14 protein-coding genes are annotated in these 13,841 nt (G+C 47.6%); 8 read left to right on the forward strand and 6 right to left on the reverse strand.

What is annotated here, in order from left to right; translation table 11 throughout:
- Window positions 1-16: 16 nt before the first annotated feature.
- Both CPIN_RS24310 and CPIN_RS24315 read left to right on the forward strand, forming a co-directional pair.
- On the forward strand, window positions 17-595 hold the full coding sequence (locus CPIN_RS24310) for a phage tail protein (protein WP_012792502.1): 579 nt from the start codon (window positions 17-19) through the stop codon (window positions 593-595).
- An 8-nt stretch (window positions 596-603) separates the two neighbouring features.
- Entirely contained in the window at window positions 604-1,509 is a 906-nt protein-coding gene (locus tag CPIN_RS24315) for a methionyl-tRNA formyltransferase (protein WP_012792503.1), read from the forward strand.
- A 36-nt stretch (window positions 1,510-1,545) separates the two neighbouring features.
- Here the strand turns inward: CPIN_RS24315 and CPIN_RS39485 are convergent, their stop codons facing one another.
- From CPIN_RS39485 to CPIN_RS24330, 4 genes are all read right to left on the reverse strand, one after another.
- Window positions 1,546-1,680, reverse strand: a complete 135-nt coding sequence (locus tag CPIN_RS39485) for a hypothetical protein (protein ID WP_012792504.1) — start codon at window positions 1,678-1,680, stop codon at window positions 1,546-1,548.
- Between the two features lie 224 nt (window positions 1,681-1,904).
- Window positions 1,905-3,746: an asparagine synthetase B family protein gene (locus CPIN_RS24320; RefSeq protein ID WP_012792506.1), complete on the reverse strand. Its 1,842-nt coding sequence runs from the start codon at window positions 3,744-3,746 to the stop codon at window positions 1,905-1,907.
- 3 nt (window positions 3,747-3,749) lie between these two features.
- Complete coding sequence (locus CPIN_RS24325; RefSeq protein WP_044222358.1) at window positions 3,750-4,157, reverse strand: lasso peptide biosynthesis B2 protein; 408 nt, start codon at window positions 4,155-4,157, stop codon at window positions 3,750-3,752.
- A 2-nt stretch (window positions 4,158-4,159) separates the two neighbouring features.
- Window positions 4,160-5,056 carry an HPr kinase gene (locus CPIN_RS24330; protein ID WP_012792508.1) on the reverse strand — a complete coding sequence of 299 codons (897 nt, stop codon included), beginning with the start codon at window positions 5,054-5,056 and terminating at the stop codon, window positions 4,160-4,162.
- Between the two features lie 75 nt (window positions 5,057-5,131).
- Between CPIN_RS24330 and CPIN_RS24335 the strand changes: the two genes are divergently transcribed.
- Together CPIN_RS24335 and CPIN_RS24340 are read left to right on the forward strand one after the other, a co-directional pair.
- Complete coding sequence (locus CPIN_RS24335; RefSeq protein ID WP_012792509.1) at window positions 5,132-5,431, forward strand: PqqD family peptide modification chaperone; 300 nt, start codon at window positions 5,132-5,134, stop codon at window positions 5,429-5,431.
- Between the two features lie 4 nt (window positions 5,432-5,435).
- A complete protein-coding gene (locus CPIN_RS24340; RefSeq protein ID WP_012792510.1) occupies window positions 5,436-6,536 on the forward strand; it encodes a nucleotidyltransferase family protein in 1,101 nt (366 codons plus the stop codon).
- Window positions 6,537-6,597: 61 nt separating this feature from the next.
- Here the strand turns inward: CPIN_RS24340 and CPIN_RS24345 are convergent, their stop codons facing one another.
- A complete protein-coding gene (locus CPIN_RS24345; protein ID WP_012792511.1) occupies window positions 6,598-9,345 on the reverse strand; it encodes a galactose-binding domain-containing protein in 2,748 nt (915 codons plus the stop codon).
- A gap of 371 nt (window positions 9,346-9,716) precedes the next feature.
- Here CPIN_RS24345 and CPIN_RS24350 point away from each other — a divergent pair, with 371 nt between their 5' ends.
- From CPIN_RS24350 to CPIN_RS39045, 3 genes are all read left to right on the forward strand, one after another.
- The gene (locus CPIN_RS24350; protein ID WP_012792512.1) at window positions 9,717-10,202 is read left to right on the forward strand and encodes a dual specificity protein phosphatase family protein; all 486 of its coding nucleotides are present in this window, start codon (window positions 9,717-9,719) and stop codon (window positions 10,200-10,202) included.
- Window positions 10,203-10,519: 317 nt separating this feature from the next.
- A complete protein-coding gene (locus CPIN_RS24355; RefSeq protein WP_012792513.1) occupies window positions 10,520-12,076 on the forward strand; it encodes a CotH kinase family protein in 1,557 nt (518 codons plus the stop codon).
- Between the two features lie 60 nt (window positions 12,077-12,136).
- The gene (locus tag CPIN_RS39045) at window positions 12,137-12,307 is read left to right on the forward strand and encodes a hypothetical protein (protein WP_187294690.1); all 171 of its coding nucleotides are present in this window, start codon (window positions 12,137-12,139) and stop codon (window positions 12,305-12,307) included.
- Window positions 12,308-12,383: 76 nt separating this feature from the next.
- Here CPIN_RS39045 and CPIN_RS24360 read toward each other — a convergent pair whose 3' ends face one another.
- A complete protein-coding gene (locus CPIN_RS24360) occupies window positions 12,384-12,878 on the reverse strand; it encodes a GyrI-like domain-containing protein (protein WP_012792514.1) in 495 nt (164 codons plus the stop codon).
- A 414-nt stretch (window positions 12,879-13,292) separates the two neighbouring features.
- Between CPIN_RS24360 and CPIN_RS24365 the strand changes: the two genes are divergently transcribed.
- A complete protein-coding gene (locus CPIN_RS24365; protein ID WP_012792515.1) occupies window positions 13,293-13,805 on the forward strand; it encodes a DUF4402 domain-containing protein in 513 nt (170 codons plus the stop codon).
- The last annotated feature ends 36 nt before the right edge of the window (window positions 13,806-13,841 follow it).

The following is a 13,841-nucleotide window of genomic DNA, read 5'->3' on the forward strand; positions in this document are numbered from 1 at the left end:
CCTCTAAAAAGATTTTATGGATAATTATCTGGGAGAGATCAGATTATTTGCAGGCAATTTTGCGCCTGTGAACTGGAATGTATGCAATGGAGCCTTGTTAGCTATCAGTCAGTATGATGCGCTATTCAGCCTGATCGGCACACAATACGGCGGAGATGGCATCACTACCTTTGCCTTGCCTGATCTGCGCGTGCGGGTACCTATCAGTATGGGACAGATCTCTGCCAGCGGCGGAACTGGCAACTACGTGCTGGGCCAGGCGGCAGGTACTCCCAATATTACATTGCTGACCAGCAACATTCCCAATCATACACACCCGCTTGTAGCGGTCAATGCCACAGCCACTACCGGCGATCCGGTCAACAACATGCTGGCCGTTACAAACGGGAATAACAATACCGGCCCTACTGCCTATCCGGACGTGAATCTGTATACCACCCTGCCTTTGCCTGGTGGGGGTACCACTATTCCCAATGCCCTGATGGACCCTGCGTCTATCAGTCCGACCGGTGGCACACAGGCACACGACAATATGATGCCATACGTAACAATAAATTATATTATAGCTTTGTACGGCATCTATCCAAGTCATTAAAACCAGCTATGAAAGTAGGAATTATCACAGGCAGCGATTATTTCATTCCACTCGCCTACACACTTGCAAGCCATGGCATGCAAGTGTGTATTTTCTTTTCACCCACAGAAGACATTGTGGCTCAACAGAAAGTACAGGCATTTATTCATACTACCAAACTGCCGATGCAGACGGAAAGAGACCCGGATACAGACGTGTACTACTGGCTGGAAACCACAAGACCGGAGGTGGTGTTTGTATATGGATATCGCTATCTGCTGGACGTAAGACGTTTTGGCGGGATACCCGCTTTTAATATTCATAGCGGTCCGCTACCGTCTTTCCGCGGACCTTCTCCTGTATTCTGGCAACTGAAGACCGGACAACCCACACTGGGATTCTCCATACATGTACTCTCTGAGAAGTTTGACGCGGGTACGGTCGTATGGGCAAAAAGCATTCCTGACCAGCCGCATTATCACTATGCTATGGTCAACCAGTTATGCGCACAATTCTGTATAGAAGGCGTCTGGGGTATTCTGGCCGCTATACAGCAACGCCTGCCGCTTCCTGAAATTAATAACGGAAATACGCCGGCAAAATACTACAAACGGCCACAGCTGCAGGACGTAATGATCAATTGGGAGAAAATGACGCCGGTTGAAGTATGTAATCTGATAAGGGCGTGTAATCCGTGGAACAGAGGGGCTATTACGATCTTCAACGGACAGGAATTGAAACTGATGGACAGCACACCCACAAGTACACAGACCGACGCTGCTCCCGGTACCATTCTGGTGCAGGATGACATCTTCCATATCGCCTGTGCGGGCGGTACGACCATCAAAACAAACATGCTGTACTTACAGGACGGATACATACCTGTCTATTATGCCGCTATGTATGGAATAAAGCACGGTATGAAACTGGGGTAAGTCTTAACATAATTCTCCAGAGAAATCACTGCCATGTCAGGTACTGACTTCCCATTCAGCTGCAAAATCTGAACCGGATCCAGCTTTGCCGAGTGTAACCTTATCAATGGGGAGTACGATCATATCAGGGGTTTCCCAGGTAAGTGGTTGTTGTGATGTGTTGTTTTTCATTACGTGATCAGGATTAAGTGGAACGGAAGAAAATTATTACTGTCTGGAATTCCAGACAGTAATAAATCAGACACTTATTTCGGACGCAAAGTCAGTACCGGCCGCACCTGCGCCAAGTGTAACGTCATTAATCGGAAGCACTGTCATATCAGGTGTCTCCCATGTGGTCTTTTGTTGAGTTGTTTCGTTTTTCATATGTGATATTAGATTGGAATGAACTGAAGTTAAGAAAAGTTTCCTTCAAACAGATATCCATTTTTTTGCAGAATGGAAATAACCTTACTGCATATAATACCTTGTATCAGTCTGATAGTAGATAATTCGGTACCTGCCGCCAGATGAGACATAGCAGGTTTTGAAAGATATTTTTCAAATGCCAATGCATATTCCGGCGATTGTGTGATTGCATCAGCTCGTGATATTCCGGCCAGACTGCGTGCCATAAAATCAGGTGAATACTTACCTTTATCCTTTCTCCAGAGTACTTCATCAGGGACAATCCCTTCCATCGCATGTCGTATCAGGCTACGCTTATGTCCGTTATATACGAACATCTGATCGGGCACATCCATCATATACTCCAGCACGGTTCTGTCCAGCAGTGGTACCGCAGAGATGATACCATACGCTTCATTCCGGTTGGATAACATCGCTGGTAATTGTCCTACGCGGCCGCTCATTACATTATCCATCATCGTCTCGAAAACATCTGTTACCGGACGTAGATCAATCATCTGTCTGTACTTACGGATAAAGCCCTTTCGTAGTGCCGTGCCATTGAGCGATTTCCGTCTTCTTCCCCGTAATGCACGATAGATAGAAGTTTGTGCCGCAAGTTCTCTTTTTACGATCTGGAAAGGATGCCGTTGCTCCTGTTCTGCAAACTCCATAATCAACTGATAAACCAGCTGATAACGACCTGCTGTCAGCATATTATAAATAACAGTATGTCCCTGCCATGACACCCAGTGATCTCCGCCATAACCGGTGAATAACACCCCCACTCCTTTTTCCTTTGCCGCCCGTAATATCGCATGGTCCATATAGAAAAACGGGTTGGGGAACGTTTCATCGTGGTTGAAGGCATCGCTGATGTCATCGAACGGACCAAAGGCAGCTGCATCCACAAAGGTCGGAATGATATTCGGACAGTGTTGGAGTATCCGTTCTATATACGCTCTTTCATCCTTTCCCTGCGCCGTTTCAGGCAACACGGAAGAGAATGCATATAAGGGCTTATTGACTGCGGCAAGTTCTTTTGCCAGCAAACAGGCGATAGAGGAAGAGTCCAGTCCGCCGCTAAGCGTAATACCTATCGGACGGTCTGTACTGATCCTGTTCTTCACAACGGTAGTAAGCAGTTTCCGCATCTCCCAGGCACATTCTTCTCCGTCATCAAAACTGTATTTCCCAGGTGATGGATTCCAGTAACGCACCTGTCGTATACAACGATCTTCCAGGGTCAGGCCATAGCCTCCCAATAACGCATACACATACTTTGTATGTGTTGCGACAGGATCCCCATCACGGAAATGATAGGTAATCAGACTTTCTTCATTGAAATAATGCGGCAATGGTTTCGCTGCCAGCAGTCCTTTCTGTTCTGTACAGAAAATAAACACATCCGGCGTATCATAATAGTAGAGCGATTTGAAACCCACACGATCTGTTGCCAGAAACAGGCGGTTATGTTCGCGCTCCCATATACAAAAAGCAAATTCTCCATTGAGATAATATACGCAATGCTGTCCCCAGGTACGAAATGCCGCCAGCAGCAATTCTATATCGGTAGCGTCTTTGGGGGAATTGGTCAGTTTACGGATATAGGGACTGTTATCAATGCGTATATCTGCTACTATGACCAGGTCGTCCGTTACAAGTGGTATACGCTGGGTTTTATCGGCTGCCTTAAATGTCAGCATACATTGACCCAGCACCACATGACCTTCATGCCAGCTACCTTCGCCGTCTATCGCACGATGTCGCATGGCAGTGGCCATGGTATGAGCAGTCTCCTGTGATACCGGATCTCCATTCTTATGTATAATGCCATAGATCGCGCTCATGGTTCAGTTTTTAAAACGTGCGATAACTGTATACTGTTCGATTCCTTTTGCCCCCGTAATGATAACGCCTTCTGACTCCAGCCAGGCGTGAGCCTTCAGCTCTGCGCCGGTCTTATTGACACCAAAGAAAATAACACCGGACATTCTTCTGTAACGCAACATCAGCTTACCAGCCAGGGCTTGTTCAAAACACTTTGTACGCCAGGGCGCACAGGAAGCCGCTCTGCGGATAGCGGCCCTGATCCGGTGAGGACGCAGGGAAGAAGGCAGAGCAGCCGGGGCTGTATAAATTGTTTCTCCCAACATGGGCGCTATTTTCCGGAAAGGCATAAATACCAGCATGACGCGTGCGACGCCGAGATATACCCAGGCTTCTGCAAACAGAAAAGAGGCTTTAAATATGCGTTTCATTTTCATAACAAGGCAGTTACCGTATTCAACAAATGCGCAGGATCACAATCCGCAGGCCGTCTGATCAGATGGGTCTCCGCCTGTCTGATCACGGCGCTGATTGTATCAAAACACAAAGCCCGGGTAGCGGGTTGCCGGAACAGTACCTCTTTATAGATATGTTGCACAATATGGGTAAATGCTTTACTCCCGGTCAGCTTTTCCTGCTGAATTTCACTGACCTCCCCTGCGGAAAGCAGTATTATTTTTTTAACAGGATAGTGCTGCGTATCAAAATGCTGGTGAAAGAATATACCGTATTTCTCCATACCTGGCATCACCGGAAAAGAGCGGTCATTCCATTGCAGGGTTTGCAGGGATTGTTCCCAAAGCTTCAACATGGGATAAGAAGCGATTCCCCGTACACAATCATCATCAGGTAACTGTCTTAAAACAGTGACATCATCCGTAAAAATGCGGTATCCCCTTTCCTGTAGCCCCGCAAGCGTAGTAGATTTACCCGCTCCGGAATGTCCGCTGATCAGCGTCAGTCCACCTGCGCTCACAATACCCGCTGCATGAAGCGGCAGCTGCTTCCGTTGCTGTAATATACCGGCCATGGCGCCAGCCAATACAAACATCCGCAGAAACCGGTCTTCCGCTTCCGTTGTTAACGGCGAGATGATAATCCTGGTACCGTCAGCCACATAATAGGAAGCAATATCTCCCACCGTAAAGACCAGCTCACGGTCATTCATATAATACGTAATACGTCCTGTACTGAAAGTTGTCGTCGCATGAATCTGTGGAATTACATCGATTGTAATGGTTACATCTGTATGCGGAGACGATGCAGGCATCAGTTCAGGGAATTCAATTCCGGATGATATCAACAGGCCAAAGCCCCAATATTTGTGCATGTAGGTTAAACTATTTCGGGTCATTTTATGTTACCAATACTATATACACGCAACTTATCATTAATGTTTAAACATATGTCAGAAAGTGTACAAACGTCCCTCTGTAAGGAAACGATCGTGCGACGGAACGAGCGGAATTTCCTGGTAAGCCGCATCGGAGAAGAAGTCGTCCTGATGGACATCCACAACGGACAATACATAGGTCTCAATGCTGTTGGCAGCGCTATCTGGGAAAAACTGGAACAGCCTGTAGCTATTCATGATGTCGTAAACGCGCTGATGCAGGAATATGCGATCAGTATGCAACTCTGCGAGCAGGAAACCCTTCTTTTTCTTCAAAAGATGATGCAGCACAGGATGCTGATCGTTGACTAACCTCATGCTGAACAACGAAGTCACTGTAGTATTACTATGCTGTAGGGTATATCTGCAAACCAGCGCCATCTCCGAACTTAAAACCTTTATCAGCCAGCACCCCGTCCAGTGGCAGCAGGTATATCAGCTGAGCACGAAACATCGGGTGAGGCCATTGGTATTCCAGGTATTAAGTAAACTGTCCGCCGACGTACCGGCAGAGATCCTGCAACAATTCAGGGCTTACTGCCGGGAATTCCTCCTATTTGCCGTTGACCGGCACCAGGAAGCTGCGCGTATTATCAGCCTATTACAACAGCAGGGCATCCAGGCCCGGCACTATAAAGGAACGGATTACGCCTTACTACTGTACCGTGATATCGGTATGCGGGAGTTTATTGATATTGATATCATGATTGATAGCAGTCAGACTAACCGTGTGACTGCCCTCATGCTGGCAGAAGGCTATGAGATGTACCATGAAAAATATTTCAGAAAGTATCCCGCCCATTTTCAAAGGCATATCAAAGAGGTGGCATTCGGGAAAGCTTGTCAGCGAGGCAGAAGATTCACATTCGAATTTCATTACCGGCCTACTCACGGATTAATGGATCTGCAATATTCATTTGCTGATCTGCTCGGGCCAGATTATCTGCAAAGAGCATATACTGCTGAAGACTATTATAAGCTGATGGTGATCAACAACGGTGCCAGCGACTTCTTCCCGCACCTCCGCTCATTAATGGATATGATATTGCTGTACAGGCAGGGGCCCTTTTCTTTATCCCTGGAATTGCAGCCATATGAATTATTATGGCGACAACTGGCAGCCGGTCTACTGGGATTCCAGACAAATGCTGCGCCGGCAAATGACAACACTTATCAATTGCTGGCACGCAGATTACGACATGCTCAGCCGGGGCAATCTTATACCCTCCTGCAACAAGCCCGGGTACGATTGTCATTGGCTGCGGATATATCCGCCAAATGGCGTATTACGCATCGTTATCTGACCTATCTGCTACGACCCAATGCTAATGATATCAATGCGTTGGAATTGCCTTATTTCCTTTATTATTTTACAAAACCGGTCAGACTCGCTTCCAATCTGCTGAAACAGAAATAATAAAAGGCCGCCCGCGGATGGCGGACAGCCTTTTGCTTCAAGACAGTATTCGCTGGTGGAATTATTGTTTGATGATCTTCTGGTTGATCACACCCTGTTTACCAAAAATCTGGATGATATACATACCGGACTTCAGCTGACTCAGATCGATCTTCTCGCCAGTTACCTGTGTTCTCAGTGCAGGCGTACCATCCATGTAAAGCACTGTCACACGGGAACGGTCTTCAACACCTTCCACATTGTAGTTATTGATTACCGGATTAGGATAACCTCTGAACTTCGCTGTGATGATCTTCTCTTCAGCTGGTTTGAACGCCGCCCGGGTATTGGCAGGCAATGAAGCGGCGCTACCATAGACCTCTGTTGAGAAGATAGAATACCCCCATTGCGTACCTCTGGCCGTTCCATAGATACGCACATAACGTCCGCTACCGGAGAGACCTGTCCAGTCATTGGCAAGGGCTGTATTAGCCGTCACCGTCTTCAGCACCTGCCAGTTATTGAGATCAGTAGAGATCTCAACACGGTAATCTCTGCCTAAAGCAGTTTCCCAGGTTACTTTCACCCGATTGACGTTATAGTTACCTCCCAGGTCTACATAGATCCACTGTGGGTCTGTATAGGCGCTTTCCCAACGGGAACCGGCATCTGCATCAAATGCATTATTGGCATTGAATACACCCGTCACACTGGACGCGGTACCGGTCTTATTCAGGGCAATATTAGCAGAAGTAGACGCACCGGAACCATAGACTTCCATACCAAAGATGGAATAACCATACTGGGTACCTCTGGCTGTTCCATATACTCTTACGTACCTGCCGGAACCGGAAAGCGCTGTCCAGTCGTTCACCAAAGCAGTATTACCGGTCACCGTTTTCAGCAATTGCCAGTTGTTCAGGTCATTAGAGATTTCAACACGATAGTCTTTACCCATTGCTGTTTCCCAGGTGATTTTCACACGGTTCACATTATAGGTGTTACCCAGGTCTACATAGATCCATTGCGGATCCGCATAGGCACTTTCCCAACGGGTGGTGGCACTGGCATCAAACGCATTGGAAGCGGCAAAAGTACCGGTTATGCTGGAAGCAGTACCTGGTCTGTTGAGGGCCAGGTTAGAGCTTGCGCCATTCACCGCAATTGTCACCGCATTAGAGGTAGCAGTAGCGCCGCCATTGTCAGTTGCTTTTGCGGTAATGGTATAAGTACCTGCGGCTACATTATTCCACTGAACGCTATATGGAGCGGTATTATCCGTACCTATAACAGCAGTGCCGTTGTAGAATGTTACAGAAGAAATAGTGCCACCGTCACGGTCACTGGCGGCAGCGCTCAGGGTAATGTTACCCGGCGCTGCGTAGGTTTCTGTGCCGGTTGGAGCAGTCAGCGTAACCGCTGGCGGAGGATTGTAGGTAGTGCCATTGGAATACACCCTTACCCAGTCGATGTACACGTCAGCAGGGAAGATGGCCTGGTCCACTATCGGACCACCGTAGGTATTGCCACTGCCGCCTACACCTGCGCTCAGGATAGCATACATTTTATGCTCGAAAGGATGCCATTCGGGATAGAGGTTGGAGAACTCAGATTTGCGTACGCGTTTACCATTGATCACCTGTACCTGTGCTTCATTCTGACCATCAGCCGCGAAGGCAGCGCCATCTTCAAAATAATGGATGTGATAAACGTTGCCATCTACAAAGAACTCCATCCTGTCGGCAAACCAGTCGATTCCATACTCATGCCAGCCATTAGCGGCTACAGCAGGATCTGTGGCAGAAGACTGCGCGCAACACTGGTAATCAGGATTTCTCAGGGAACTGCTCCAGCGGGTGGTCGCGGAACCATCAAAAGCTAATCCGGCGGCTACATCGGCTCCCTGGGTAGAAGAGGCTACAGCAGGCTTGTTTAATGCAAGATTAGCACTGCCGCCACCAAATACCTGGAATTCGAAGAGTGAATAGCCCCAGTCATTAGAACGTTGAGTACCATACATTCTGACGAAACGCGCATTTCTGGCGCCGAAGGTGATATTGTCAATACCACCGTCACCGGCTGTTGTAGTATAAGCGTCTGACCAGGTGGTCCCGTCTGTAGACGTCTGGATTTTGAAGGACTTACCGGTATTTTCCCAGTTCAGCTCTACCCTGTCCACCGATACGACTGCTCCCAGATCTACCCGGATATACTCCGGATTATCAGGCGCCTGTTGTTCTGCGAAACTATAATAACCACCCTGGTGACCATGATTCCAGTCGGCCCACTGGTTATTATTCCATGCCCAGGCATAATGCGTGGAACCGAGGTTAAAAGTGGGGATACTACCGACATACTCCATGATATCGATCTCTCCACCCTGGGGCCAGCTGATGGTACTCTGACCCTGCGGCAATTCATCAGGCATCATCCAGAATGCGAAGCCCTGTCCCATGGTGCGTACACCTTTGGGCCATACCCTGGCCACAATTCTGTGTTGCGGGCCCCAGCTGGCTTTCCCTTTGGAAATGATCCTTCCGCTGGTATAGTTACGATCAATATAAAATTCTTTTCTCGTGGATATTCTGAGCACATTGCCATTGGCCCCGGCGATACCGGATTCAATACCAACGTTCTCTAACCGGTCTGTCGCGCGGTCTAACTGACCGGTACCCCAGTCGCCATTAACGCCGGTACCTGTTTCATAAGACCAGTTTGCAAGATTAAGGGAAGGACCGTTGAATTCATCGCTCCAGATGAGGGTCCAGTTCTGTGCGCGTACAGTACAGCATAGTAGCAGGGCTGCGCTGAGGCTTAAAAGTGTTTTCATGTGGTTTTCAGTTTGGTTACTTCGAGATTTAGTTTAATAACGTGACGTGGGTTTCCGGACGGTCACAGGCGGACTGTGGGCTGCCCTGAATCGTGGAATTACCATCTTTTTTAATTGTTTCTGCGATCTGTCTTGAAGTGGAGAAGGGTTTATTGAAATTTAACTAAAAAAACGGGTATATACAACAGGAGATGGATACTGCTGCGGAGGTTTTTCAGGGAAGGAGGTTACGGAAGGAAAAAAGGCGGCCATCTACGCACGCGGATATCTGGCGCGATCCGTGCAGCTATTACCCCGAAATCGGCATAATAACAAATGCGGTGTATTGACAGGTTTCTGTATTTTTACGCCGCAATAAGCAAGGAAATTTCATGATACAGGTATTTGAGAATCTATATGTAGGAACTAACACAGACTGTCAGCAGGTGACTGCCGGCTTTGCCACTATTCATGCGTGCAAGGAACCCTGTCACCGTCAGGCAGTTGGCTACAAAGGCAATCTGAAGGCCAGTCATCCCTCCTATCTGATGCACCTGCATGGTGACCGTCACCTGTATCTGAATATGGTGGATATGGACCAGGAACTGTCGCCACAGTATATCCACCCCATTATGGAAAGATCTATGTTGTTCATCGAACGGCATATCCACGATAAAAAAGTACTCGTACACTGTAACTGGGGTATCTCCCGCTCCCCTTCCATTGCCCTGTTATACATGGCGCGTAAAAAAGCGCTAGGTAATGCTACCTATGATATGGCCAGAAACGATTTTAACGCCATTTACGCTGCATATACCCCTGGCAGAGGTATTTCGGGCTATATGGAAAGATATTGGGCAAATCTGCTCGCTATTTAAATAAATACATCTTGTTATAAAAAACTTACCTTAGGTGCGCCGATAGCTATCAGGCGCCCCGATTGACTATTTCTACTCATTCGTATTTTGCCAGAATAACAGCTTATTATTCCATGTCCATGATTAACATCGTGCGCTGCTAGAGGTTTATGCTCCAAATTTGCCATCAGACAGAACCAATAAAGACATCACAACTATAATCGCCTGAGCCCATCCCAGCGTCACGTTACAGTTAGCCAGACACCGAAACAACTATTGTCGTCTTTCAGGGAATGTTCCAATTTCACCCGGCAATGCCCGGATAATATCTCCTACTTATGACCAGAAACATCTACGCCATTTTGGTTTTATTATGTACTGTACTGCCTGCCTGCAGAAAAGAGGAAACAACACAGCTCAGCGGCGATCCGATAGCAGATACTGTCGTGCCCTCTGCAAAAGAAATACTGTCATTTACGTTTGAGGCAAAGAACAATCCGCAACAACTGGTACGGGACGTCGTCTGCCATGTCTACGAGGACCATATCAGTGGGTGTATCCCCTACCTCAGCAGCAACAAGTCACTGATAGCCACATTTAACACCACTGGTACCTCCGTGATTGTCAACGGGGTTGTACAGCAAACAGGTGTAACCAGCAATGATTTCAGTCGCCCGCTCACCTTTACCGTAAAAGCGGCTGACAATACCACAAAAGACTACACGTTACAACTCTTTACATTCACCGGTCTGCCTATCCTATATATTGAAACGGAAAACCCGGTCGTGTCAAAAGACGATTATGTGAAAGGCCACATGACGATTGACGCCAATACCAAGTATCCGCAGGCCGTTACCGACATGCAACTGGAAATGAGAGGCCGGGGCAGCAGTACCTGGAATATGCCTAAAAAGCCCTATCGCATAAAACTGAATACCAAAACAGAAATGCTGGGTATGCCTGCCGCCAAAAAATGGGTGCTGTTGGCCAACTTTGCCGACAAGACCCTGTTACGTAACTATCTGGCACTGGAGATCGGCCGCCGGTTTGAAGCCGCTTTCACGCCCCGCGCCCGCTTCGTAGAGGTCATACTGAACGGGGAGTTCATGGGCAATTACCTGTTAACAGACCAGGTGGAGGTTGGGGCTACAAGGGTGAATATACCCGAACTGAAACCTTCTTCTACCGCCACAGATATCAGCGGAGGCTACCTGCTGGAAGTGGATGAACGACTGGACGAAACAGTCTGGTTCCGGAGTCAGTTGCAGGTACCCTTTACTATTAAGTCGCCGGAGGATATTACATCCGCACAACTCGACTATATCAGAAACTACATCCAGCAGACAGAAAACACACTGTACAGTCCGGGCTTCGCAGATCCGGTGGAAGGTTACAGCAAGTATATCAATACGCCCACCTTCATTAACTGGTTTCTGGTCAATGAGCTGCTGAAAAACAATGATGCCGTTTTTTTCAGCAGTGTATTCATGTACAAAGACAGAAATGCAAAACTCTCCATGGGCCCCATATGGGACTTCGACCTGGCATTGGGCAACGTCACCTACAACGGCAATAACATCCCTGAAGGATGGTGGGTAAAAAATGCCGCCTGGATCAACCGCTTATTTGATGATCCGGTATTTGTAAAACAGGTAAAGGACAGATGGAATATACTCAAAGCCACGCAGATCAGTACCCTGTATACATTCATCAATGAGAGTGCTGCCCAGCTGAAATATTCTCAGCAGGAGAACTTCAACAAATGGGATCTACTATATAATTACACCTGGCCCAATGCCGTATCACTGGGTTCGTATGATTCGGAAGTACAGTATATGAAAGACTGGCTGGCCAAACGGATAAAGTGGATGGATGCCGAAATAAATAAATTGTAAAAACGGACAGCAACTATATTGAAACCGGACAGTTCAATTTGTTTCAATAATCCGATCCTATTGATTATAATATTGAGTCTTTTTGAACTATCCGGTAGTATAGCACTGGTGCTGGCAGCAGGTATCAGCTGGCTGGCAATGCAGTATTGGTTACAGGGATTTGCCTACAGGATCAGTACACCCAGGTGGGCGTTTCTGCTGGCAGGCGTGTGTAATGCGGCACGGCGCTGACGACGATCGGTAATCATGCAGTGAAGGCTGCAATGATGAATCCGGTAAAGAGTCTGAGGGCGGAGCAGGTCGTCACTTAGCCCGCCAGTAATATCACTACATCCGTCCGCCAGTCCTTCGGATCTTCCACCTCATCCGGATCGGTCAGATAAAACTCTGTCCGGGCAGCATATTCCGCCCCTTCTACTTTCTGCCCGCCTTCCTTCAATCCCTTCTCTTTCATCCAGGCTTCCAGACCCATATGCACCTCTTTGAGGTTGCTATAATCTCCCATATACGTCACCGTCACATAATTCGCAGCAGGAAACGAACCGGCAACCACGTCTCCGCTAACCTTCACAGGCCCCTGTGTCGGTACGCCTACATCCACGAGCAACTGATCTTCATGGTCGAATTGCAGATAACGAAAAAATACGGGGCCTGCCTGAGCAATACCATGCTGTTCCATCCACTGAACGATCTGCGGTATCAGGGGCGGCAGGATGACTGGAATGTCGGCCATCTTCACTCTTTTACGAATCGCTACATATGGCTGCTCAGGGTGGTGTGCTATTTTTGGATCACTGGTCATATTACATCTGTTTAACTATAATTGTAATCACTGCTAAAGTAACAAGGTAATCACAAGCGCCGAAGGTGTGAACAGGACAATGTAGTGGGGCGGTTCCGACAATTTACCGGCTAAAAACACATTGAAGATTATCAAAAATAAACAAACCGACCTTTACAACTGTATCTTGTAGACTCCGGTAGGCATAAAAATGTCTTACATAAATAATAATAACTGTCTTTTTCTATATATTCGTTATGGATTTTAATTAATCCGCCGCAGCAAAGCGGTAACCCACTGTCAAACGGAAAATGCAATAAGCAGACTGTGTTGGGAAGCACAGCGCCATCATTCTATCAACCTCGTCTCACTCCTCAGACGTAAGGACACGTCTATGCAATAAAGACTTTACTATAACAATCTAAAAAAGTACAAATGAAAAGAACACGACTGCTTTTCGTTGCTTCGTTTGCATTGGCATGCGCGGCAACAACAGCGCGGGCACAGGAGACGGCATCTGCTACGGTGACGGCGACTATTGTCACGCCCATCAGCATCACCAAAGATGTTGATATGAACTTCGGTAATGTAGCCGTTCGATCCTCCGCAGGTGGTACGGTTGTACTGACACCTGCCGGTACGCGTACCACCACCGGCGGTGTAACATTACCAACTACTGCCGGAACAGTAACAGCAGCTTCATTTACGGTAAACGGTACATCTGGTTATACGTATGTCATTACGTTACCTACGACGCCGTTAACCATTACCAGTGGCGCTAACACGATGACAGTAACAGCCTTTACCAGCGATCCTTCCGGTACAGGTACGCTGACCGGTGGCACACAGGTACTTAATGTAGGCGCTACACTGAACGTCAGTGCTGCACAACCTGCTGGTCAGTATGTATCCGGTACCCCATTCAATGTTACTGTTAACTATAACTAATAGTACACTGATCTTCACCCAAAGGCCCTCCCGGTA

Source organism: Chitinophaga pinensis DSM 2588, from assembly GCF_000024005.1.
GTDB lineage: Bacteria > Bacteroidota > Bacteroidia > Chitinophagales > Chitinophagaceae > Chitinophaga > Chitinophaga pinensis.